This window comes from Streptomyces sp. NPDC006294 (assembly GCF_042870895.1).
In the GTDB taxonomy this organism is placed as follows: Bacteria; Actinomycetota; Actinomycetes; order Streptomycetales; family Streptomycetaceae; genus Streptomyces.
The window spans coordinates 1-22,547 of sequence record NZ_JBIAHV010000018.1 but is presented as its reverse complement, the minus strand read 5'-3'; the positions used below and the strand labels follow the sequence as shown (position 1 = coordinate 22,547).

The window sequence follows — 22,547 nt, the reverse complement described above, 5'->3', positions numbered from 1 at the left end:
GAGGAGACGCGGTGAGCGCCGTGCGCGCGGAGCGGGACGAGGTGAGCGCCGTGCGGGCGGAGGGCGACGCGGTGGCTGCCGGACAGAAAGCGCGCACGACCCCGCGAGTGGTCACCGGGGTCGTCGTCCGCACCCGCAGGGGCGGGTTCTCCCTGCGCGTCCAGGGCCGCGCCCTGGCCGTCACGGTCGTCCTGGGCGCCCTGCTCGTCCTCGTCATGGGCATCGCCCTGACCACCGGCGACTTCGAACTCTCCGTCGGCGAGGTCCTCCAGGCCCTCTTCGGCAACGGCTCCGGCGCCGCCGACTTCATCGTCAACACCCTGCGTATGCCCCGGCTGCTGACGGCCGTGTGCGTCGGCGCCGCCCTCGCCGTCAGCGGCGCCATCCTGCAGAGCCTGACCGGCAACGCGCTGGGCAGCCCCGACATCATCGGCTTCACCAACGGCTCGGCCACCGGCGCGCTCGTCGTCATCGTCGTGCTGAACGGCAGCATGACCCAGATCGCCCTCGGCGCGCTCGTCGGCGGCCTCGCCACCGCCGGGGCCGTCTCCCTGCTCATGGTGGGCCGGGGACTGCAGGGCTTCCGGCTGATCGTGGTCGGCATCGGCGTCAGCGCCCTGCTGCTCGCCGCCAACTCGTATCTGATCACCCGGGCCAGCTGGCAGGAGGCGCTCGAGGCCCAGGCATGGCTGATCGGCAGCCTCGGCAACCGCCTGTGGATCCACGCGAACACCATCGGTCTCGCCGTCGTGGTCCTGGTCCCGCTCGCCCTCCTCCTCGCCCGGCGCCTGTCCATGGTGGAGATGGGCGACGGCATCGCGACCGCCCTCGGCGTCAGTGTGACCAGGACCCGGGCCGCCCTGCTCGTCATCAGCGTCGCCCTGGCCGCGTTCGCCACCGCGGTCGCCGGCCCGATCGTGTTCATCGCCCTGGCCGCTCCCCAACTGGCCCGCAGACTGACCCGGTCGTCCGCTCCGGCCCTCGTGCCGTCCGCCCTCATGGGCGCCCTCCTGCTCGCCCTGAGCGACCTCGTCGTGCAGCGCCTCTTCGCGCCCGCGCTCCTGCCCGTGGGCACCGCGACCGGGACCATCGGCGGGCTGTACCTCATCTGGCTGCTGATCACCGAGTCGCGAAAGAGCCGCGCATGACAGACACGAACGCCCCCGCACCCCGGCTGCGCGCCGAGGACCTGACGCTCTGCTACGACCAGCGGACGGTGGCCACCTCGCTCGGCGTGGACATCCCCGACCACTCCTTCACCGTGATCATCGGCCCCAACGCCTGCGGCAAGTCGACCCTGCTCAAGGCGCTCTCACGGATGCTCACCCCGAAGACGGGCCGGGTCTACCTCGACGGCGAGGCCATCTCCTCGTACCGCTCCCGTGAAGTCGCCCGTCGGCTCGGGCTGCTCCCGCAGTCGTCGAGCGCGCCCGGCGGCATCACCGTCGGCGACCTCGTGGCCCGCGGCCGCTACCCGCACCAGCGGATGCTGAAGCAGTGGTCCACCGAGGACGAGACGGCCGTGACGGAGGCGATGCGGCAGACGGGCGTGCTGGAGCTCGCCGACCGGCCCGTGGACGACCTCTCCGGCGGCCAGCGCCAGCGGGTCTGGCTGTCCATGGTCCTGGCCCAGCAGACCTCCATCCTGCTGCTGGACGAGCCCACCACGTTCCTGGACATCGCCCACCAGGTCGAGGTGCTCGACCTGTGCGCCGGACTGCACGCGCGCAAGGGCCACACGGTCGTCGCCGTCCTGCACGACCTCAACCAGGCGTGCCGCTACGCCACCCACCTCATCGTGATGGGGGCCGGCGGCACCGTCGCGGCGGAGGGCGACCCGGCGAAGGTGATGACCGCCGAGCTGGTCGAGGACGTGTTCGGACTGCCGTGCCGGATCATCGAGGACCCCGAGACCGGCACGCCGCTGATGGTGCCCGCCGCGCCCCGGCGGTACGAGGCGCAGGCCGGCGCGCGCGACCGGCGGGGCGCGGAAACCGCCGGCGCCGTGCTGGCCGAGACCTCCTAGAGACGGACGGACGCCCATGATGCTGTGCACCAGGCTGACCAACGCGCGCATCCTCACCATGGACCCCGACCACCCGGTCGCCCGCGAACTGGGCATCTGGCACGGCCGGATCGTGGGCCTGGACGACGCCGTGGCCGGCCTGCCCGCACGCGAGGTGATCGACCTCCAGGGCGCCACCGTGCTGCCCGGCTTCATCGACAGCCATGTCCACCTGGCGTGGGCGGGGCTGAAGGCGAACTCGCCGAGCATCGCCGGCTGCGAGCGGGCCGAGGACGCCCTCGCCGCCGTCGGGGAGGCGGCCTCCCGGAACGGTGCGCCCGGCGGCTGGCTGGACATCGGCGGCTACGACCAGCGGGCCCTCGGCCGCCATCTGACCGCTGCCGAACTGGACCGGGTCGGCCACGGCCGCCGGATCTTCCTGATGCACGACTCCGGCCACGCCTGCGTGGTCAACAGCGCCGTCCTGGACCTGCTCCCGCCCGGCGTCCCCCACCAGGACGGCCTCCTCGTGGAGAGCGCGATGGGCGCCGTACGCCGGCTGCGCCTCCCGTACGCGCAGGAGGAGCTCGCCGACGCGATCGAACACGCCGGCCGGGTCTGCCTCGCCGAGGGGATCACGGCCTGCGCGGAGGCCGGCATCGGCGGCGGGCTGCTCGGGCACAGCCCCGTCGAGCTCGGCGCGTACCAACTCCTGCGCGACCGGGGCCGGCTGCCGCTGCGGGTCCAGCTCATGCCGGGGGCCGACGTCCTGCGCCCGCTCGACGCGCACGGACACGACGGCATACCGCGCGCGATGGACCTCGGTCTGCGCACCGGGTTCGGCGACGACTGGCTGTCCGTCGGCGCGCTGAAGATCTACACCGACGGCGGCATGATGGCGCGCACGGCCGCCCTCACGGAGCCGTACGAGGGCACCACCGGGACCGGAGAGCTCCAGGACGACCCGGAGCGCCTCACGTCTCTCATCGTGGACGGCCATCTCGCCGGCTGGCAGCTCGCCGTCCACGCCATCGGCGACCGTGCCGCGGACCTCGCGCTGGACGCCCTGGAACGGGCGCAGGCGCTGCGCTCCCGGCCCGACGCGCGCCACCGTGTCGAGCACGCCGGGCTGATCCGGCCCGACCAGCTCTCGCGCCTCGCGCGGCTTCGGCTCAGCGCCGTGGTCCAGCCCAGCTTCCTGCGCTGCTTCGGCGACGACTACGCGACGATCATGGGCCCGCGCCGGGCGCCGTGGATGTACCGGGGCCGGGGCCTCCTCGACCACGGGGTCACGCTCGTCGGCAGCTCCGACCGGCCCGTCGCCGACGGATCGCCGCTGCGGGCCGTCCAGTTCATGGTCGAGCGGGCCTCCGTCTCGGGCGCGCTGATCGGCCCCGACGAGTCGATCACCGTCGAAGAGGCGCTGCGCGCCTACACGGTCGGCGGCGCGTACGCCTGCCGGTGGGACGACACCGCAGGGAGCCTCGGCCCGGGCAGGCGCGCCGACCTCGTCGTGCTGGGCGACGATCCGCGTAACGTCGACCCGTCCCGCATCGGGGACATCGAGGTCCTGGCGACGTTCGTGGACGGACGCGAGGCGACGGAGGGCGGGAAGCTGTGAGCGACGATCACCGGGGGCTCGGCATACGGGCATTGGCCGTTCCGGCACGCCTGGGCGCGGACCCCCTGCCGGCGGGATGGCCGGACGGGCAGGGCCCCCGGCTGTGGAGTGTGCGGGTGAGCGCGTACGCGGCGCGGGCCGGGTCGCTGCACACGCTGCTCGACGCCGGGGAGCGGGACCGGTGCCGCGGTTTCGCGCGGACCGCCGACCGGGACCGGTACCGGGTCGCCCATGTGGCGCTCCGTCAACTTCTGGGCGGCTATCTGGACTGCGACCCGGCGGCGGTGCGGCTGGGGCGGGAGCCGTGCCCCGGGTGCGGCGAGCCGCACGGCCGTCCGGCGGTGGCCGGCGCCGTGCCCGTACCGCTCCACTTCTCCCTGTCGCACGCCGGCGACGCCGTCCTGCTGGGCTTCGCGGACACGCCGGTCGGCGTCGACGTCGAGGAGTGGCCGAGCGAGGACGTGGCGGCCGAGGTGGGGCAGGTGCTGCACGCCACCGAGCGCGCCGAGCTGGCGGCGCTGCCGCGCGCGGCCCGTCCCGCCGCCTTCGGCCGCTGCTGGGCCCGGAAGGAGGCGTACCTCAAGGGCGTCGGCATCGGGCTCGGCGAGAACCCGTCGGTCACCTACGTGGGTACGGGGGACGCCCCGGCGGCCGTACCCGGCTGGTCGGTCACCGACGTGCAGACGCTTCCGGGGTACGCGGCGGCCTGTGCGCTCCGCACGGAGCGCGGCCGTGATCAGGCGACTTGGAGATCTACTTAGGTAAGGCTAACCTTGCTCTGAGCGTTCCATCGGGGTCACGCGGCGATCCAACCGCCCTTCCCGCACGGTGGAACCGAGGAAGGAATGCCTTGATCACGGCCACGCCGCGCCCCGCCGCCCCGCCGCACCGCGCGCTCCCCCCGACCGGCTTCCCCCCGTTCTCCGTCCGGCCCGCCCGGCCCGTCGACGCCGACGCGCTGGTCGTCCTCTCCCTGCCGTTCGTACGCTCCGGAGCGCTCCGTGAGCGCCCACGGGACCAATACGCCTCCCAGGCACCGGACTTCCTCGTCGCCGAGGCCCCCGACGGCACCCTCGAAGGGTGCCTCGGACTGAGCGTCCACCCCGCGGAGCCGTCCGCCGGCCCGCCCGTCACCGGCGTCCTCTACAACTTCTGCGTCGCCGGGCACCGGCAGGGCTGCGGCATGGGCGTCCGCCTGCTGCACTCCGCGCTGGCGAGGGCGCGGAACCAGTCGCTGCGGACTGTGTTCACGGCGACGACCGGCAGCGGCCACCTCTTCCTCCGGCAGGGCTTCGCACCGGCCTGCCCGAGCCTGGCCCCCGTGGCCTGGGCGCAGTCCCTGGACCCGCGCCGCAACGCGCGTGTGCTGGCCCGCGCGCTGTGAGCCGAGTGATGTGAAGGGCGGGCCCGGGAGCCGATACGGCCTCCGGGCCCGCCCTGGTGGAACTCGCGGAACGGCCGCTTACGGCACCGGTCACGCGCCGCCTTCGTCCGCCGACCCCGGGTCCTCCGGCTTCGGGTCCTTCGGCTTCGGGTCCGGAATCACCGTCGTCCCCGGGCCGTCCTCGGCGAAGACGCCGCGCACCAGCGCGTGCGGCACCCGGCCGTCGATGACCCTCGCCCTGCGGACTCCGGCCCGTACGGCCCGCAGACAGCCCTCCATCTTCGGGAGCATGCCGCTCGCCAGCCCCGGCAGCAGGGCGGCCAGTTGACCGGCCGTCAGGCGGTCGATCACCTCGGTGCTGCGCGGCCAGTCCGCGTACAGCCCCTCGACGTCGGTCAGTACCACCAGCCGTTCCGCCCCGAGGGCCACGGCCAGGGCGGACGCCGCGAGATCGGCGTTGACGTTGTAGACCTCGCCGTCCGCGCCGCGTGCGACGGGCGAGATCACGGGGATGCGGCCCTCCTCCAGGAGGGTGCGCACGGTTGCGGGGTCCACGGCCACGACCTCGCCGACGAGACCGATGTCCACCGCCCGGCCGTCCACCCACGCGGGGCGCCGTACGGCGGTCATGGTGTGCGCGTCCTCTCCGGACATGCCCACCGCGAAGGGGCCGTGCGCGTTGAGCGCGCCGACGAGTTCGCGCTGGACCCGGCCGGTCAGCACCATGCGGACCACATCCATGGTCTCCGGCGTGGTCACCCGCAGGCCCGCCTCGAAGCGGACCTCCAGGTCGAGGCGGTCGAGCATGGCGCTGATCTGCGGTCCGCCGCCGTGCACGACGACCGGGCGCAGGCCCGCGTGCCACAGCTCCACGACGTCCTGGGCGAACGTCCGGTGGAGGTCGGGGTCCACCATGGCGTTGCCGCCGAACTTGACGACGACGATCCGGCCCTGGAGCTCCTCCAGCCACGGCAGGCCGCCGGCCGTCAGGGTGTCCGTCAGGCAGTCGGCGGTCCCATCGGCCGCATCGGCGTCGGCGGCTGCACCGCTCGCCGGCGATCCACGGGCAGCGGTCACGCTCACGGGGCCACTCCGTTCACGGGCAGGCCCAGGTGTTCGGGCAGGCCGAGGGCGACGTTCATGCTCTGCACCGCGCCGCCCGCGGTGCCCTTCGTCAGGTTGTCGACGGCGCTCACGCAGATCAGCCGGCCGGCGTCCGGGTCCACGGCGATCTGCACCTGGGCGGTGTTGGAGCCGAGCACGGCGGCCGTCGAGGGCCACTGTCCGGGCGGCAGCATCCGTACGAACGGCTCGTCGGCGTAGGCGGATTCGTACACCGCGCGCACCTCGTCCTCGCCGCCCGGCACCGCGTCCGGGCGGAGGCGGGCGGAACAGGTGGCGAGGATGCCCCGGGGCATGGGCGCCAGGGTGGGGGTGAAGGAGACCGTGACGGGCTCGCCCGCCACGCGGGACAGGTTCTGCGTCAGCTCGGGTGTGTGCCGGTGGCCGCCCCCGACCCCGTACGGGCTCATGGCGCCCATCACCTCGGCGCCGAGCAACTGCGGTTTGAGCGCCCGCCCGGCGCCCGACGCACCGCTGGCCGCGACGATCACGGCCTCCGGCTCGACCAGCCGGGCCGCGTAGGCGGGGAACAGCGCGAGCGTGACGGCGGTGGGGTAGCAGCCGGGCACGGCGATCCGGGAGGCGCCTCGCAACTCCTGTCGCGCGCCGGGCAGTTCGGGGAGACCGTACGGCCAGGTCCCGGCGTGGGCGGAGCCGTAGAAGCGCTCCCAGGCCGCCGGGTCGCGCAGCCGGAAGTCCGCGCCGCAGTCCACGATCAGCGTGCCGGGGTCCAACTCCTTTGCCAGCGGGGCCGACTGCCCGTGCGGCAGGGCCAGGAAGACGACGTCGTGGCCGCGCAGTACCGCCGCCGAGGTCTTTTCGAGGACCCGGTCCGCGAGCGCGGCGAGCTGCGGCTGTACGGAAGCGAGCGACCGGCCGGCGCTGCTGTGCGCGGTCAGCGCGCCGATCTCCACGCCGGGATGCGACAGCAGCAGGCGGAGGAGTTCCCCGCCCGCGTAGCCGCTGGCACCGGCCACCGCGACCCTTACGGTCATGTTCTTCCGTCTCTCTCGGTCCATGCTCTCTCGGTACGTGCGCGCATGTCACAGCGTGGGCGTCGCAGGGTTGCCGCCACGGGGACTGGGGCACGCGTCCCGGCGAACGTCTGGCGGCGTCCTGTCGATCAGGAGGCCGCGAGGCGGCTCCCGGCCACGGCCCGCGCGTTTAGGGTAGCCTAACCTAAACGCGCGCCTGGTGGCTCGGATCAGGCGTCCCGCCAGTAGCCGAGCGCGTGCAACCGCTCCTTGGGCACGCCGAGTTGCTTGCGTGCGAAGGCGGCGAGGGTGCGGGTCGTCGCGGTGTCGCAGGCGATCCACACGTAGGAGCCGGCGTCCAGCTGCTCCGGCAGGCTCGACCGCACGGTCTCGACCAGGGCGGCTCCGCCGTCGCGCCGGGGGACGCGGACGACCTGGCGGCCGGGGGTGCCCTGGTCGGCGATGCCGTCCGGGTCCGAGGGGTCCGTGGGGGCCGTCCGGTCCGAGGTCTCGAACCAGATGGTGGCCGGGGTCAACGGCATCGACGCGAGCAGGGAGTTGATGGCGGGCCGCGATGCCGGATCGCCGACCACGAGCAGCCGCGACGGCGGGGGGTCCGGCACGGTGAACCCGGTGCCCTGGACGGTGGCGTCGATCCTGTCGCCGGGCCGCGCGGCGCGCGCCCAGTCGCTCGCCCGGCCCGGATGCAGGACGAACTCCATGCCGAAGGTGCCGGTGGCGGGGTCCGGGTCCACGAGCGTGTAGGCCCGCTGGTGCGGACGTCCGTCGTCGTCGAACCAGAGACGCACCCACATCGTGGGGTGCGTGCCGGTGACGCTCAGCATCCCGCCGTCGGTGAACGTCAGCCGGTGCAGATGCTCAGAGACGCGTTCGTTCGAGCGCACGGTGAAAGTGAAGTCCCTGCCCCGCAAGAGTTTCAGGGCGACGCCCTGCCAGCCGTGTCCCATGATCTGCCCCCTGGCCGCGTTGGAGACGCGTCGATTCGGTTCGGTGCCGTTCGCGACGCCGGGTCAGGGGCGGGCGAACGGGTGCCGGTGGTGGGCGCAGCGCGGCGCGGTGAGGAGCTGCCGGACCTGCTCCCCGGCCTCGGCGGCGTCCCGGGCCGTGGCCGGGAACAACAGACGCAGATCGCAGTGCCCTTCGCGGTACTCGCAGCGCAGGGCGATGCCGTACCGGTCCACGGCCAGCGGCAGGGCCCGCACCACGCCGTGCGGCAGCCGCGACCCGGCGCGGGCGACGAGGTCCGCCACCATGTCCTCGTGCGAGTGGGCGAGATGCGTCAGCATCGCGGCCTCCTCGCCGGCGAGCGGATCGGGCTCGGCGAGGGCGAACTCGTCGAGCCCGACGCCCTGACTCCCCGCCGCGGTCCGCAACGTGACGCGCGCCGGATCGAGCCGGAGCGCGTCGTCGCCCAACGGGGCGAGCCAGCCGGAGATCGTCACCCTGGCCCGCACGCGGTCGCGCAGCGCCGTGGGCGCGATGTCGGTGAACTCCAGCAGGGCGGCGAGGCTGCCCCGCGGGGCGACGGCGGCCCGAGCGGCCAACGGGCTGTCTTCGCCGGGGTGCAGCGTGATCCGCCCCTTGCCGCCCACGGAGTGCATACCGATCAGGTCGTACGCCTGCCCCTCCGTGGTCAGCGACAGTGACAACGCCCGGGCCAGTACGGAGCGCACGTGCTCCGCCGGGGTCTGCTCGGGCGGGGCGATGTCTGCTGCGGCACTCAAGGCGACTCCTCGCGGGACGTGGCGACTCCGGTCAGGGGGTGGAGATCAGTCCCGCCCCCTCGGTTGAGGTAAGGCTAACCTAACCTACGCCGCAGCGGGAGTCACTGTCCGGCACGGCGGCGTACGGGACGGTCGCGCCGGTCGTCGCCGGACTCGCCGCCAACGCGGTGCTCCATGCCCGGGTACCCGGCCGGGACTTCGCCCTGTTCCTTGCCGAGGAGCCCGCACGCGGCGTCGTCCGGATCGAGGTGTCCGACACCCGTCCCGCCCGGCCGGTCCTGGCCGTGCCCGCATCGGAGGGGATCGCGGTCGCGGCCTGGTACTGGTCGACGCGCTCGCCGTCCGGCGGGGCGTCGACGGCCCGGTGAGGCCCGGCAGGACGGTCTGGGCCGAGTGCGCGGTCACCGGACGACCGGACCGGTCCTTGAACGCTCAGTCGCTGCCCTGGCCGCCCGGCAGGTCGAGGGCCAGGGCAGCGGGGATGGCGTCGAACGCCTCCTCGACCCGGCGGGCGAGGGCCTTCGTTCCGCCGTGGCCGCGGTGCCTGTCGCCGCCGGGAGCGCGGCCGGCGACCCAGTTGCGGGCGCCGCAGCGCCAGGCGCTGAGGGCGAACTCGCCGAGCAGGCGCAGGCGGACGTCGTCGCGGCCGTCGATGCCGAGCCGTTCTTCGAGGAGTCCGACCAGGTGCTGCTGCGCCTTCATGGAGGACACGATGCTGTGGTCGCGCAGGACGGGTGTGCCGGCGGCGAGGCGGCGTGTGCGCAGGAAGCGGTGGTCCCAGTCGTCGGGCATGGACAGGATCGCTTCGGTCAGTGAGGTCCGCAGGGCGTCGAGCGCCCGCCCGGGGGCGTCGTGCCGGGCGAAGCGGTCGGTGTACGCGTCCCAGAGGTCGCCCTCCGCGGCCATGGCGACGTCTTCCTTGGTGCCGTAGTACCGGAAGAACGTGCTGCGGCCGATCTCCGCGTGGGCGGTGAGTTCCTCGAGCGTGACGCGGTCGAACCCGCGCTCGCTGAAGAGATCCAGTGCGGCGTCGGCGAGCGCACGCCGGGTGCGCTGCTTCTTGCGTTCGCGCAGCGGCAGGCCGCTGTCGTGAGGCGCGGTCGGGTCGGAGGTCACAACACCAGCGTACCGAACATGGATTCAGGGTCGAATGGTACTGGAGCCATCTTGGCACTCATGTCATTCTGAGACTGAGTCTCGTTTCTCTGTCGTGCGGGTCGGCCCCGGCCTGCCCGCACGGCCCGGCTGTGAGGAGAACCGCCGTGAACTCCCGTGCGGCAACACCGCCCACCACAGCGGGTGGTCGCCCCGGACGCAGGGGCGCGTTGTCGGTGCTGCTGCTCGCCTCCACGCTGGGGGTGATGGGCGGTGCCACGATCGCGCCGGTGATCGAGGTGATCCGGCAGGCGCTGGATGTGGGGTCGACGGCGGCGGGGCTGGTGCTGACCTCGCACAGCCTGGCCATCGCCGTGGTCAGCCCGCTGGTCGGCCGCCTCACGGACCGCTTCGGTGTGCGTGTGCCGCTCGCGGCGGGGCTCGCGGTGTACGGGACCGGTGGGGGCGCCGGCCTGGTCGTCGATTCCTATCCCGTGCTGTTCGCGTCCCGGCTGCTCCTGGGCGTGGGAACGGCGGCCGTGTTCACCTGCTCGACCGCCGCGTTGCTGGGCCTGTACCGGGGAGAAACGCGCGACCAGGTGATGGGTTGGCGGACGACGGCCACCACGGCCGGCGGCTTCGTCTACCCGCTCGCGGCCGGGGCGCTCGGAAACCACTCCTGGCACGCGCCGTTCGCGATCTACCTCGTCGGTCTGCCGCTGGGCATCGCCGCCCTGGTGACCATGCCGCGTACAGGGGCCGGCGGGAGCGAGGGCAGGTCCGGCCGGTCTCGTGGCGGTGCGCTGCGGCTGCTGCGCGAGCATCCGCTGGTGCTGGCCCTGTGCGGACTGTGGGTGGCGACCACCGGACTGATGATGGTGCTGGCCGTCTCGCTGCCCCGCCGCCTGGACCAACTCGGCATCCACGACACCCTGGTCGTCGCCGTGTACGGCACGGTGCTGGCGTCCGGCGCGGCCGGCCTCGTCGGTCTCACCTACGCCAGGCTGACCACCCGCTTCGGATACGCCCCGCTGCTGCGGATCGCGGCCGCGTCGTGGACGGCGGCGCTGCTGGTGTTCGCCGTCGCCGACCACGCGGCGCTCCTGCTGCTCGTACCGCTGCTGACCGGCGTCGGCAGTGGCATCACCATGCCCACGCTCACCGTGCTGGTCGACCACGCGGCCCCGGACGAGCAGCGTGGCACGGCGACCTCGTTGCAGGCCACCGCGCTGTTCGGCGGCCAGTTCGCCTCGCCGCTGGTGTTCGGGCCGCTGATCGACGCGACCTCGGTCACCACCGGGGCACTGGTCGCGGCGGCCGGGACCGCGGGCATTCTCGTCGCCCTCTTCCGCCTGCCCGAACCTACCCGGGCGGCCGACGACCGCCGGGCGGGGGAGAGCGTCGGGCAGCGCGACTGACGCTGCCGGTCACCGCGGCCAGGACTCCGCAGGTCACTTACGGGCGACGTAGACCGTGTTGGTGGCCGTGCCGGCCTGCAGCGGGTTGTCGAAGTGGACGACATGGGCCTCCGACTCGGCGAACGTCTCCGCCAGCACGGCGCTGAAGCCGTCCTCGGGCGGGTCGTTGGACCACAGGGCGAAGACGCCGCCCGGCCGCAGTCGCTCGGCGAGGGCGCGCATCCCGGCAGGCCGGTAGAGCGCCTCGTGACGGGGGTGCAGGACCTGGCGGGGCGAGTGGTCGATGTCGAGCAGGATCGCGTGGAAGAGGCGGTCCGGGTCCTGCGGGTCGAGGGCGCCGCCCTCGGCGACGCCGGCGAAGAAGTCGCCGTGGACGAGCCGGCAGCGCGGGTCGGACACCAGGCCGGGGCCCAGCGGTACGAGCCCCCGCTCGTGCCAGTCGATGACCTCCGCGAGCGTGTCGACCACGATCAGCGAGCGCACCCGGGGGTCGTCGAGGGTGGCCCGTGCGGTGTATCCGAGGCCGAGACCGCCGACGGCCACGTCCAGTTCGGTGTCCGGCAGAGCGGCGAGGCCGAGGCGGGCGAGAGCGATCTCGCCCGCCGTGAAGAGGCTGGACATGAGGTACTCGTCGCCGAGTTTCACCTCGTACACGTCCTCACCCGACCCCGGGTCACGTCGACGCCGCAGACAGATGTCGCCCATCGGCGTCGGCTTCCAGTCGAGCTCGGCGAAACGCGCGCTCATTCCTGCTCCGTTCCTTGTTCACAGCTGCCGTACGTGACGTTCCGCGCCGCCCGAACCGGGGTCATGCCCGCACGTGACACGGGCCGACACGGGCCGCCGCAGAGCAGCGGCGGCGCCGACCGGGGCGCGGCCCCATGGGGGTGGGGCGGAGCCCCGGTTACGGGAAGAGGCGGAGCGGGGGAGACCCGGGGCAACGGCCGGAGGGGCCGGGGCGTCACCGACGTCCCCGCCCGGCCGTGCCGGCCCTGGTCAGGCGTCGATGATGACGGGGATGATCAGGGGCTTGCGGCGGTAGGTGCGGAACGCCCAGTTGGCGACCGCGCGGGCGATCAGCTGTTCGAGCTGGTGCGCGTCGCCGACGCCTTCCTCCGCGGCCTTGGCCAGGGTCTTCTCGATCACCGGGATGACCGGCTCGAAGGTGGAGTCGTCGTGGACGAAACCACGGGCCAGGAAGTCGGGCGTCTCCGCGAGCGCCCCCGTGTCGGCGTCCACGATCGCGACGACCGTCACCACACCCTCCTCGGCGAGGGTGACGCGGTCCTTCAGGGACGCCTCGGTCGCGCCGCCGACGGTCATGCCGTCCACGTAGACGTTGCCCGCGGGCACCTTGCCGGTGATCGAGGCGCGCCCGTCGACGAGGTCGACGACGACGCCGTCCTCGGCGATCACCACGCGGTCCGGGTCCACGCCGGTGCGGATGGCCAGGTCGGCGTTGGCGCGCAGGTGCTTCCACTCGCCGTGCACCGGCATGACGTTGCGGGGCTTGACGATGTTGTAGCAGTAGACCAGCTCGCCGGCGCTGGCGTGGCCGGAGACGTGCACCTTGGCGTTGCCCTTGTGGACGACGTTCGCGCCCCAGCGGGTCAGGCCGTTGATCACCCGGTAGATCGCGCTCTCGTTGCCCGGGATCAGGGAGCTGGCCAGCAGCACCGTGTCGCCCTTGCCGATGCGGATGACGTGGTCGCGGTTGGCCATCCGGGAGAGCGCGGCCATCGGCTCGCCCTGCGAGCCGGTGCACACCAGCGTGATCTTGTGCTCCGGCAGCTTCTCCAGTTCCTTCATCCCGACGACGAGGCCGGAGGGAACGTTCAGATAGCCCAGCTCGCGGGCGATGCCCATGTTCCGGACCATCGAGCGGCCCACGAAGGCCACCTTGCGCCCGTGTTGGTGCGCGGCGTCCAGCACCTGCTGGATGCGGTGCACATGGCTGGCGAAGCTGGAGACGATGACCCGCTTCGGGGAGGTGCGCAGGACCTGCTCGATCGCGGGGTTCAGCTCGCGCTCGGAGGTCGTGAAGCCGGGGACCTCGGCGTTGGTGGAGTCGGTGAGGAACAGGTCCACACCCTCCTCGCCGAGCCGGGCGAAGGCCCGCAGGTCGGTGATCCGGTCGTCCAGCGGGAACTGGTCCATCTTGAAGTCGCCGGTGTGCAGCACCATGCCGGCGCCCGTGCGGATGGCGACCGCGAGCCCGTCGGGGATGGAGTGGTTGACGGCGACGAACTCGCAGTCGAAGGGGCCGAACGTCCGCCGGTCGCCCTCGCGGACCCGTACCGTCCGGGGCTTGATGTTGTGTTCCTTGAGCTTGGCCTCCAGGAAGGCCAGGGTCAGCTTGGAGCCGACGACGGGAATGTCCCTGCGCTCACGCAGCAGATACGGCACGCCGCCGATGTGGTCCTCGTGGCCGTGGGTCAGGACGACGGCCACGATGTCGTCGAGGCGGTCCCTGATCGAGGTGAAGTCGGGGAGGATCACGTCCACCCCGGGCTGTGTCTCCTCGGGGAACAGCACACCGCAGTCGACGATCAGCAGCTTGCCCGCGTGCTCGAACACCGTCATGTTGCGGCCGATCTCGCCCAGACCTCCCAGGGCGACGACCCTCAGTCCTCCGGCGGGCAGCGGAGGGGCGGCTTTCAATTCGGGATGTGGATGACTCATACGCCGACGCTACCCGAGAGAAGCCGCAGGTGATCCACGGCGCAATCCAGTGGTTCCCCGGCCGTGCGGACGCGGGGGCCGTCACCGTACACATCCGGCCACGCGGCGTCACGAGTTCGGCCACTGCGCGTCACGTCCGGCGACGGCGGCGTCACGAGTCCGACCACTGCGCGTCACGTCCGGCGACGGCGGCGTCACGCGTCCGATGCCGGCCGTGTCACGCGTCCGACGACGGCCAGTCCAGCAGCCGGGCCCCGATCACCGCCGTCTGGAGGGTGTAGCGGTGCACCGGGTCGGTGGGATTGGAGCCCGTGACCTGGTGGATCCGCGCGAGCCGGTACGTCAACGCCCGGACGCTGAGATTCAGCCGCCGGGCCGCCTCCGCCGAGACGCAGCCGGAGTCGAAATACGCCGTGAGGGTGTCGAGCAGCGGACCGGGACCGCCGCGGGTGGTCTTGAGCGGTCCGAGGACGTTGTGGACGAGGTCGGCCATCGCGGCCCGGTCACGGGTGAGCACCGGATAGACCAGCAGGTCCCCGGCGCGCAGCACGGGGTCCTCGAGATGCATCCGTCGCGCCAGGTCAAGCGCGTTGAGCGCCTCCTCGTAGGAGTGGACCACCCCTCCGGGGCCCGGGTGGGGGCGCCCGATGGCGACCTGGCCGCCGTCGGTGGCGGCGTGGGCGTGCTTGGCGAAGAACGTGAGGATGTCGGTGTCGTCACCGGGGGCGATGCACACGAGCCGGCCGTCCTTGGTGGTCAGCAGGATGCGGCGGTCACCGAAACGGGCGTACACCGCCTGCTCCACCTTCCGCAGCACCGAGCCGGTCTCCTCGTACGAGGCGAGGTTGCCCGCCACCGCGACGGCGTGGGCGTGGGAGAGCCGCAGCCCGAAGCGCTCCGCACGCTCGGCGAGACGGCCCAGGTCGCTGCCGCCGTAGAGCAGGTCGTCGATGAACTCCCGGCGGGCCGCCTCCTCCTGACGCACCGCCAGCCGCTGGGCCCGCTCGTACCCCTCGGCGAACGCGTCGACCGCCTGCTCCACCGCCCCGAGCACGCTGTCCGCGGCGGAGCCCGGCCAGGCCGCCCGGGTGGCGGCCAGATGCTGCCCGACCAGCGCCCGCAGCCCCAGGCCGGCCTCCGCGGCCTGCTCGCCGAGCGCCCGCCGGGACTGCAACTCGTCGCGGGTGAGCCGCCGCCCCGTCGCGGCGACCTCGGTCAGGATCTCCGTGTACCCCGCCAGGTACTCCTCGGGAATCGTCCGCCTTGCCACCGTGCCCCCCCGGTTCGTCATGCATTCTTCGTGATGCCGTCTTCTCGACGCGCCCCTGACGCCCTTGTGACGCGACGCGATCCCACCAGGGTGGCAGACGGGGGAGGGGAGCGTCGCAGGTGGTGAGCGGTACGGGCCGCGCCGCGCCACCCCGGCCTCGTACGGTACGGCCCCGGGGCCGCGCCGGGGGCCCGCCGCCAACTCCCGTGAAAACCGGTGTCCTCGGCCCGGCCCCGCTCCCTAGACTCACCTCGCGCGGTGCAAACGAACGGCACCGCGGCGCACATCGATCACGGAGGGGAGCACGGCCATGCGTACCAGCACCGCTGCCGCCGCTCCCCGGTCACGCCACGACGTGATCCTGGTGTCCTCGTCCTTCCGGTGCCGGCTGCGCGGCCGCCACCGGACTCCCGCGACGAACGCCTGAGCTCCTTCCGTCTGCCCCCTCGCTCCTGCCGCAGGCCCGCCCTGACGACCGCCCGGTCGCAGGGGCCGGTGCGCCGTCACGCGCGCCCGTGCCGCGGAGGCCGGCGCAGGCTCCCCATCAGGCCGTTCGGCCGGGAATCGCGCTGCCCCGCTCCGCTGACATCCTGAAAGGCCCTGGGCCGTGCGTACCGACCCGCGACACCGTTCCGCCCCATTCACCAGCGCGTTGACCCGCGTCCGCAACCTGGGCATCCTCGCCCATGTCGACGCCGGCAAGACGACCGTGACCGAACGGATCCTCTACCTCACCGGCACCACCCACAAGCGCGGCGAGGTCCACGACGGCACGACCGTCACCGACTTCGACCCGCAGGAGCGCGACCGCGGCATCACGATCTTCGCCGCGGCGGTGAGCTGCGTCTGGGACGACCACCGGATCAACCTGATCGACACCCCCGGCCACGTCGACTTCGCCGACGAGGTCGAGCGCTCGCTGCGGGTGCTCGACGGCGCGGTCGCGGTCTTCGACGCCGTCGCCGGAGTCGAACCGCAGAGCGAGGCCGTGTGGCGGCAGGCCGACCGGCACGCCGTGCCGCGGATCGCGTTCGTCAACAAGCTGGACCGGGCAGGCGCGGACCTCGACTCGGCCGTGCGCTCGATCAGGGAACGGCTGCGCACCATTCCGCTGGTGGTCCAGCTGCCCGTGGGACAGGAGGACGAGTTCACCGGCGTCGTCGACCTGGTGCGGATGCGCGCCCTGATCTGGCGGAAGGGTCACGACACGTACGAGGAGGGCCCGGTGCCCGACGCCCTGCGCACGGAGGCCGAACGACGCCGCCGCCTGCTGGAGGAGACGGTCGCCGAGCTGCACCCCGCCGCGCTGGAGGAGTTCTGCGAGCGGTCCGCGCTCACCGGGCCCACCCTGACGGCGGCGCTGCGCGACCTGACCCACAGCGGGGAGGGCGTCGTGGTGCTGTGCGGTGCGGCCTACCGCGACTGCGGCATCGAGCCACTGCTCGAAGCCGTCGTGGCGTATCTGCCCTCACCGCTGGACGTGCCGCCGGTCCGCGGCGTGCACGACGGTGCGGAAGGCGGTGCGGCCCAGGAGCGGGCCGCCGACCCGGAAGCGCCGTTCGCCGGGCTGGTGTTCAAGGTGAACTCGACGGCCACGGGCCGGCTGACCTACGTACGCGTGTACTCGGGAACGATTCGGAAGGGGGACGCCGTGCTCGACGCGGGAAGCCGCCGCTCGGAGCGCATCGGCAGGATCCTGCGCGTCCAGGCCGACCGGCACGCCGAGGTGGACCGGGCCGAGGCCGGGGACATCGTCGCCGTCATCGGGATCAAGTCGGCCCGTACCGGCGCGACGCTCTGCGCACCTGCCGCGCCGCTGCTCCTCGAACCGCCCACCACGGCCGCTCCGGTCGTCGCCGTGGCGGTCGAGGCACACAGCCGCCTCGACACCGACCGGCTGGCGACGGCGCTCGCCCGGCTGGTGGAGGAGGACCCGTCCCTCGCGGTACGGACCGATCCCGAGACCGGTCAGACGGTGCTGTCGGGCATGGGCGAACTGCACCTGGAGGTCGCGGTGGAGAAGATCCGCCGTGCCCACGGGCTGGAGGTCGGCGTCGGCCGTCCGCAGGTGTCGTACCGGGAGACCGTCACCCGCGGCGTGTCCGGCTTCGTCCACCGGCACGTCAAACAGGACGGCGGCGCGGGGCAGTTCGCGCACATCGTCCTCGACGTCGGGCCGCTTGACCCGGACGACGACCGGGCGGAGGGCTTCGCGTTCGCGTCGACCGTCACCGGTGGGCGGGTGCCGCAGGAGTTCGTCCGCGCGGTGGAGGCCGGCTGCCGGGACGCCCTCGCCGAGGGCCCCCTCGGCGGGCACCCGGTGACCGGGCTGCGCGTGACGCTGACCGACGGGGCGACCCACTCCAAGGACTCCTCGGAGATGGCGTTCCGCACGGCGGGCCGGCTCGGGCTGCGCGAGGCACTGCGCGCGTCGGCGACGGCGCTGCTGGAACCGGTCGTCGAGGTCACCGTCACCGTGCCGGACGACGCCGTCGGCACGGTCCTCGGCGACCTCGCGGCCCGCCGCGGCCGGGTCACCGGCCAGAGCGTACGGTCCGGCACGGCGACGCTGACGGCCACCGTGCCGCTGGCCGAACTCTTCGGCTACGCCTCCCGCCTGCGCAGCCGCACCCAGGGCCGCGGCACCTTCAGCACCCGCCCCACCGGCTACACCCCGGCGTCGGTGACGGGCGGGGTGACGCCGTAGCACCCACCACCGGTGCGGGGCCGTCCCGTACGAGGACGGCCCCGCACCGGCGGCCCCGCGCGGCGACCGGCGGGCACGGACGCGCAGGGGCCGGTCGGCGAGGGTGCCGCGGTGCCCGAGGCACGTGCCGGGCCGCGGAGACGGCCCATCGTTTGTTGCCCGCGCGCAGCACGCGATGTAGTCGCGGGCCGTGCGCTCCGTGTCAATACTCGGCCTCGTAGCCGGTGTCTTCCCGGAGCCGGCTACTTGCTCCGCAGCTTCCCCAGCGGGTCGGGGTCCGCCTCCAGCGCGGTGACGGCCGTCTTCCAGCTCGTGTCCCCGGGGTGGAGGGCGCTGCGCAGGTAGGCCGTGGTGAGCCGCTGGATCAGGGCGACGCGCGCCGGGCTCTCGTCGGTCGTCTCGGCGACCTCGTGGCCGGGGATGCCGCCGAGCGAGTGCTCCGCGCCGAACAGGGTGAGCAGGCTCTTGTCGCCCGGGCTGCACGTGTACGGGTCGGTGAACCAGTCCGGTCCGCGCGTGGACAGGTGGGACCGGTCGTTGTCCCCGGCGACGATGAGCGCCGGCGTCGTCATGGTGTCGAAGGACGGCCTCATGAAGGGGAAATGCTCGGCAGCGAAGGGGACCAGGTCGTCACCCAGGCCGGCCGCGGCGAGCAGCACACCCGCCCTGACGCGCGGATCGGACAGGTCCTCGCCGGGAACGCCGTCGGAGTCGAGGACGCGCGCGCCCAGCAGGGCGCCGGCCGTCTGTGCTCCCCAGGAGTGACCGGCCACGGCGATGCGCTCGCGGTCGAGGCGCCCGGCGAGGCCCGGTACGGAGGCTTCCAGAGTGCCGAGTCCGTCGAGCACGCGCGTGAGGTCGTCGATACGGATGCGCCAGATCCGCGGTGTCCGGGGGTCCTCGGCGGGGACGCCGAGCGTCCGGGAGTCGAGGTGGGTGGGCTGGACGACCACGAAACCCTGGGCGGCCCAGTGATCGGCCAGCGGGGCGTAGCCGTTCATCGACCAGCCGAAGCCGTGGGAGAAGACGATGACGGGCAGGTCGTCGCCGGTCGCGGGGGCGGACACGCGGACCTGGAGGTCCTCGCCCCGCCCGCGCGGGGCGGCCAGGACCACCGGCTTCGCGGATACCACCGGGGCGGGCGCTTTGGTGTTCTGCGCGGTCGAGTTGTTCGGGTGCGACATGGAGGTGCCTTTCGTTCGGAGCCGTCGCTCGAGTTCGGGGCCCGCGGGCTATGGCGCAGGAGATCCGGCCGGGCGGGAACGAGGAGCGTTTCTCGTACGCGGTCATGCCGACGCCGGGTGCCGGCGGTCTCGTGCTCGTCACTCCGGGTGGAGCGTGAACGCGACAGCGACCGGCGTGGTCGACGGCGTCCCGGTCTGCCATCATGGGCGAAACGGAACAGTGTTCCGTGGACAATACGGAACGCTGTTCCGCTTTGCAAGGCCGGCTAAGGAAGGAACGCGACGGTGAGCGACAGTCAGGGCGCGGACAGCGCGGCCGGGTCCAAGCGCAAGGACGTCCGGCGCAACCAGCAGGCCCTGCTGGACGCGGCCGGAGCGGTCTTCGTCGCCAGCGGCGTGGATGCGCCGGTACGCGACATCGCGGCCAGGGCCGGCGTCGGGGTGGGCACGGTCTACCGCCACTTCCCCACCCGGGCGGACCTCGTCATCGCCGTCTACCGTCACCAGGTCGACGTCTGCGCCGAGGCCGGGCCGGCCCTGCTGTCGACCGGCCCGACACCTCATGCCGCCCTGGGGCGGTGGGTCGACCTCTTCGTCGACTTCCTGGTCACCAAGCACGGCCTGGCCGCCGCGATGCAGGGGCACAGCGGCGGCTTCGAAACGCTGCACGCCTACTTCCTCGACCGCCTCCTGCCGGTGTGCACCGAACTCCTCGACGCCGCCGCCGCGTCCGGCGAGATCCGCTCCGACATCGACGCCTACCACCTCATGCGCGGCATCGGAAACCTCTGCATCGGCGCGGAGGGCGACTCCCGCTACGACCCCCGCCGACTGGCCGCACTCCTCGTCGCGGGACTGCGCCAGCCGTCCTGACTGCGGCGCCCGGCAGGGCGACGGCCCCTCTCACGCGACGATGTTGAATTCCCCGGCGCCCGGACCGGCGATGACAGGGGCCGCCACGGCCGCGGTGTCAGTGTGCTGACGTATCCTGCCCGCCACCGCACACCGACTGTGAGGATCAAGAGAATTGACCGGCCCGTCTGCTTTCCCGCTGCCCTTTCATGCTTCACGTTCCATAGCGTTCGCGACACCCCGGACGCTGCGGGAACTCGAGATGATGGAGTGCAGCGCCCATATTCGGGCGAAGCCGGGGTGGTTCGACAAGATGAACGATGCCGGCATCGTCGCCAGGTGGACGCAAGAAGCGCTCGCCCAGGGCCTCACCGAAGCCCAGGTTCGTTACGTGCTTGCCGAACTCCGGCATTACGCCGGGCTGCGGGACGGACGAACCGGCGCCGAGGTGTCCGCCGTCGACGGGGTGTGGCAGTCCGACACGCTGGTCGACGACAAGCTCGGAACCCGGCTGCGCGAGGCGGTTCGCGTTCTGGAACAGGTCCCCGAAGCGGAACTGGACTGGCACCCCGGATCCGACGGCCAGGTACTGGATCTGGTTCATCCCTCACTGTTCTGCCTGGTGAGGGAGGTGAGCGGGGCGCCTGAGCGGGCCTGGCAGAACCCGACGAACCACTACTCGAAGTACGAGTTCTCGGAGAGATTCCAGTGGCTGCCCACGGACGTCGACGTCAGTGACGACGGCGACGTCACGTTCCGTTCGTACGTCAACAACGTCCATCCCGAGACGCACCGCGAACTGGCCGCCGTGCTGCCGGACTTGTTCGCGCGCTTCCGCCCGTTGCTGGAGAACGTCCTCACCGATCTGCGCCATCCGCGGCCCCTGCGGATCGAGGCCGATCCCTACGGATGGTACGACTCGGAGCCGGAGTATCCGGACAGATCCTCCTACAAAGACGATGGGGCCTACCAAGAAGCCCGCACCGCGTGGGGAGAGGCATGGGAAGGCTGGTGGGAGGACCGCCGCCCCCTCGTCCCGGACGCTCCGGCCTTCACCCCGCCCGAGTTGCCCGACGAATCCGCCCGGGTCGACCTGCGCGGCCGCCGTCTCCAGGTCATCGTCAAACTCGCCACCATTCATCTCACCCCGGGCAAGCCCGAGTACCCCGGCGGCTCCTGGCATGTCGAGGGAATGCTGAACGAGCGGATCGTGTCGACCGGCATCTACTACTGGGACAGCGAGAACATCACCGAAAGCCGGCTGAGTTTCCGGGCGGCACTCGACGACCCGCACTACGAACAGAACGACGACACCGGTGTGCGGGAGGTCTACGGCCTGGAGGACGAAGACGCACTGAACCAGACGCTGGGATCGGCATCCACGCCGGAAGGCCGCTGCCTGGCGTTCCCGAACATCCTGCAGCACCGCGTCGGCTCATTCCGCCTCACGGACCCCACCCGCCCGGGACATCGCAAAATTCTCGCGTTCTTCCTGGTCGACCCGTCCGAAAAGAGCGTGTCGACAGCCGATGTGCCACCGCAGCAACCCTGGTCCGACACCTCGACCATGACGCTCGCACAGGCCAAGGACTACCGCGAACAACTCATGCAGGAACGCAAGTTCTTCGTCGACGAACACAACGAGCAGCTCTACGAACGAGAATTCTCCCTCTGCGAGCACTGAACCCCTTCTGCCCCCCCGGCCGGCCCGGGCCGCTGCCGGCGCGGCCGCCGGTGCAGGTGGAAGCACCCTGGACCCCCATGGCGTCGTCCGATCGCCCAGCCAGGCCGGCTGATCCGGGAGACCAGCCGTGAGCAGGTCGGCATCCGGACGGGCACACGGCCGAGGCGCTGCGTACCGACGGCGAACTTGCTTGTCCGCGCGGCTGGTTCGCGGCGGCCGGGGGGGAAGTTGAGGGCGTGAGAAAGCACTGAGGGTCGAGCGGGAGGTATGCGTCACAGGCGCCTGATCGGCGGGTTTCCACGTTGCTCCCGGGAAGTGGGCCGTGCCAGGATTTCGTGCGTGAGTGACAACGGGGATGACATATCGAGGCCGAACCGCCTCGCCAGGCTTGCGGAGTTGGCGGATCGGCCTGCTCCGGAGCAGCCGTCCGCGACGCGGCAGGCGTCGGATCCGGTAATGAGCGTGGTGCCGCCGGTCGATGCGGTGGCTGTTGCGCGGCGTCGGTTTGCGGTGTTGCCTCGAACAACCCGGACGCGGCCGCTATCAGAAACGGACCCGACGCCCTCTCAGTGAGCTTCGTATGCGAACACCATCCACCCGGACGCCCCGCCCATGCCGTGTGATTCACCGGTTCCGCCCTGCAGGCCATGTGCGCCATTCCACGTCCCGCGCCGGCAACCGGCTCATGGTCGCGTCTGGTTACGCCCGATCCCCCGTTATGTTTTTCGCGGTCCTGCAACGGGACCGCTGGCCTCCGGGCCCGGCATGACTGTGTCCCCCTGTCGAAGGCATGACCTGGGGGGT

Annotated in this window: 19 protein-coding genes; 10 read left to right on the top strand and 9 right to left on the bottom strand. The window is 72.5% G+C overall.

Annotation, left to right across the window (positions count from 1 at the left end):
* Nucleotides 1-41: 41 nt before the first annotated feature.
* The 5 genes from ACFYOP_RS27700 to ACFYOP_RS27680 all read left to right on the top strand — a co-directional run bounded on the left by ACFYOP_RS27700 (nucleotide 42) and on the right by ACFYOP_RS27680 (nucleotide 5,010).
* A complete protein-coding gene (locus ACFYOP_RS27700) occupies nucleotides 42-1,148 on the top strand; it encodes a FecCD family ABC transporter permease (protein WP_388453246.1) in 1,107 nt (368 codons plus the stop codon).
* On the top strand, nucleotides 1,145-2,026 hold the full coding sequence (locus ACFYOP_RS27695) for an ABC transporter ATP-binding protein (protein ID WP_356897766.1): 882 nt from the start codon (nucleotides 1,145-1,147) through the stop codon (nucleotides 2,024-2,026). The genes ACFYOP_RS27700 and ACFYOP_RS27695 overlap by 4 nt, the downstream gene beginning before the upstream one ends.
* A gap of 19 nt (nucleotides 2,027-2,045) precedes the next feature.
* Nucleotides 2,046-3,626, top strand: a complete 1,581-nt coding sequence (locus tag ACFYOP_RS27690; RefSeq protein WP_356897782.1) for an amidohydrolase — start codon at nucleotides 2,046-2,048, stop codon at nucleotides 3,624-3,626.
* A complete protein-coding gene (locus ACFYOP_RS27685; protein ID WP_356897767.1) occupies nucleotides 3,623-4,387 on the top strand; it encodes a 4'-phosphopantetheinyl transferase superfamily protein in 765 nt (254 codons plus the stop codon). The genes ACFYOP_RS27690 and ACFYOP_RS27685 overlap by 4 nt, the downstream gene beginning before the upstream one ends.
* Nucleotides 4,388-4,476: 89 nt before the next feature.
* Nucleotides 4,477-5,010, top strand: a complete 534-nt coding sequence (locus tag ACFYOP_RS27680; protein ID WP_356897768.1) for a GNAT family N-acetyltransferase — start codon at nucleotides 4,477-4,479, stop codon at nucleotides 5,008-5,010.
* A 90-nt stretch (nucleotides 5,011-5,100) separates the two neighbouring features.
* On the opposite strand, the gene argB is transcribed toward ACFYOP_RS27680, so the two are convergent.
* The 4 genes from argB to ACFYOP_RS27660 form a co-directional block, all read right to left on the bottom strand.
* Entirely contained in the window at nucleotides 5,101-5,925 is an 825-nt protein-coding gene (gene argB / locus ACFYOP_RS27675) for an acetylglutamate kinase (RefSeq protein ID WP_388453243.1), read from the bottom strand.
* 164 nt (nucleotides 5,926-6,089) lie between these two features.
* Complete coding sequence (argC, locus tag ACFYOP_RS27670) at nucleotides 6,090-7,127, bottom strand: N-acetyl-gamma-glutamyl-phosphate reductase (protein ID WP_356897784.1); 1,038 nt, start codon at nucleotides 7,125-7,127, stop codon at nucleotides 6,090-6,092.
* Between the two features lie 209 nt (nucleotides 7,128-7,336).
* A complete protein-coding gene (locus tag ACFYOP_RS27665; RefSeq protein ID WP_356897769.1) occupies nucleotides 7,337-8,074 on the bottom strand; it encodes a siderophore-interacting protein in 738 nt (245 codons plus the stop codon).
* Between the two features lie 63 nt (nucleotides 8,075-8,137).
* Complete coding sequence (locus ACFYOP_RS27660; protein ID WP_356897770.1) at nucleotides 8,138-8,851, bottom strand: DUF2470 domain-containing protein; 714 nt, start codon at nucleotides 8,849-8,851, stop codon at nucleotides 8,138-8,140.
* A gap of 167 nt (nucleotides 8,852-9,018) precedes the next feature.
* Between ACFYOP_RS27660 and ACFYOP_RS27655 the strand changes: the two genes are divergently transcribed.
* The gene (locus ACFYOP_RS27655) at nucleotides 9,019-9,219 is read left to right on the top strand and encodes a hypothetical protein (protein ID WP_356897771.1); all 201 of its coding nucleotides are present in this window, start codon (nucleotides 9,019-9,021) and stop codon (nucleotides 9,217-9,219) included.
* 64 nt (nucleotides 9,220-9,283) lie between these two features.
* On the opposite strand, the gene ACFYOP_RS27650 is transcribed toward ACFYOP_RS27655, so the two are convergent.
* Nucleotides 9,284-9,967 carry a TetR family transcriptional regulator gene (locus tag ACFYOP_RS27650; protein WP_356897772.1) on the bottom strand — a complete coding sequence of 228 codons (684 nt, stop codon included), beginning with the start codon at nucleotides 9,965-9,967 and terminating at the stop codon, nucleotides 9,284-9,286.
* A 146-nt stretch (nucleotides 9,968-10,113) separates the two neighbouring features.
* Between ACFYOP_RS27650 and ACFYOP_RS27645 the strand changes: the two genes are divergently transcribed.
* A complete protein-coding gene (locus ACFYOP_RS27645) occupies nucleotides 10,114-11,364 on the top strand; it encodes an MFS transporter (RefSeq protein WP_356897773.1) in 1,251 nt (416 codons plus the stop codon).
* 33 nt (nucleotides 11,365-11,397) lie between these two features.
* On the opposite strand, the gene ACFYOP_RS27640 is transcribed toward ACFYOP_RS27645, so the two are convergent.
* The 3 genes from ACFYOP_RS27640 to ACFYOP_RS27630 all read right to left on the bottom strand — a co-directional run bounded on the left by ACFYOP_RS27640 (nucleotide 11,398) and on the right by ACFYOP_RS27630 (nucleotide 15,316).
* Nucleotides 11,398-12,111 carry a spermidine synthase gene (locus tag ACFYOP_RS27640; protein ID WP_356897774.1) on the bottom strand — a complete coding sequence of 238 codons (714 nt, stop codon included), beginning with the start codon at nucleotides 12,109-12,111 and terminating at the stop codon, nucleotides 11,398-11,400.
* Nucleotides 12,112-12,360: 249 nt separating this feature from the next.
* Nucleotides 12,361-14,046 carry a ribonuclease J gene (locus tag ACFYOP_RS27635; RefSeq protein ID WP_356897775.1) on the bottom strand — a complete coding sequence of 562 codons (1,686 nt, stop codon included), beginning with the start codon at nucleotides 14,044-14,046 and terminating at the stop codon, nucleotides 12,361-12,363.
* Nucleotides 14,047-14,263: 217 nt separating this feature from the next.
* A complete protein-coding gene (locus tag ACFYOP_RS27630; RefSeq protein WP_356897785.1) occupies nucleotides 14,264-15,316 on the bottom strand; it encodes a helix-turn-helix domain-containing protein in 1,053 nt (350 codons plus the stop codon).
* A 607-nt stretch (nucleotides 15,317-15,923) separates the two neighbouring features.
* Here ACFYOP_RS27630 and fusA point away from each other — a divergent pair.
* Entirely contained in the window at nucleotides 15,924-18,023 is a 2,100-nt protein-coding gene (gene fusA / locus ACFYOP_RS27625) for an elongation factor G (protein WP_356897776.1), read from the top strand.
* A gap of 242 nt (nucleotides 18,024-18,265) precedes the next feature.
* On the opposite strand, the gene ACFYOP_RS27620 is transcribed toward fusA, so the two are convergent.
* Complete coding sequence (locus ACFYOP_RS27620) at nucleotides 18,266-19,207, bottom strand: chlorophyllase (RefSeq protein WP_356897777.1); 942 nt, start codon at nucleotides 19,205-19,207, stop codon at nucleotides 18,266-18,268.
* Between the two features lie 285 nt (nucleotides 19,208-19,492).
* On the opposite strand from ACFYOP_RS27620, the gene ACFYOP_RS27615 reads away from it, so the two are divergent.
* Together ACFYOP_RS27615 and ACFYOP_RS27610 are read left to right on the top strand one after the other, a co-directional pair.
* Nucleotides 19,493-20,080 (top strand): TetR/AcrR family transcriptional regulator, encoded by a 588-nt coding sequence (locus ACFYOP_RS27615; RefSeq protein ID WP_356897778.1) that lies wholly within the window; start codon nucleotides 19,493-19,495, stop codon nucleotides 20,078-20,080.
* A 154-nt stretch (nucleotides 20,081-20,234) separates the two neighbouring features.
* A complete protein-coding gene (locus ACFYOP_RS27610; protein ID WP_356897779.1) occupies nucleotides 20,235-21,743 on the top strand; it encodes a DUF4246 domain-containing protein in 1,509 nt (502 codons plus the stop codon).
* Nucleotides 21,744-22,547 lie beyond the last annotated feature (804 nt).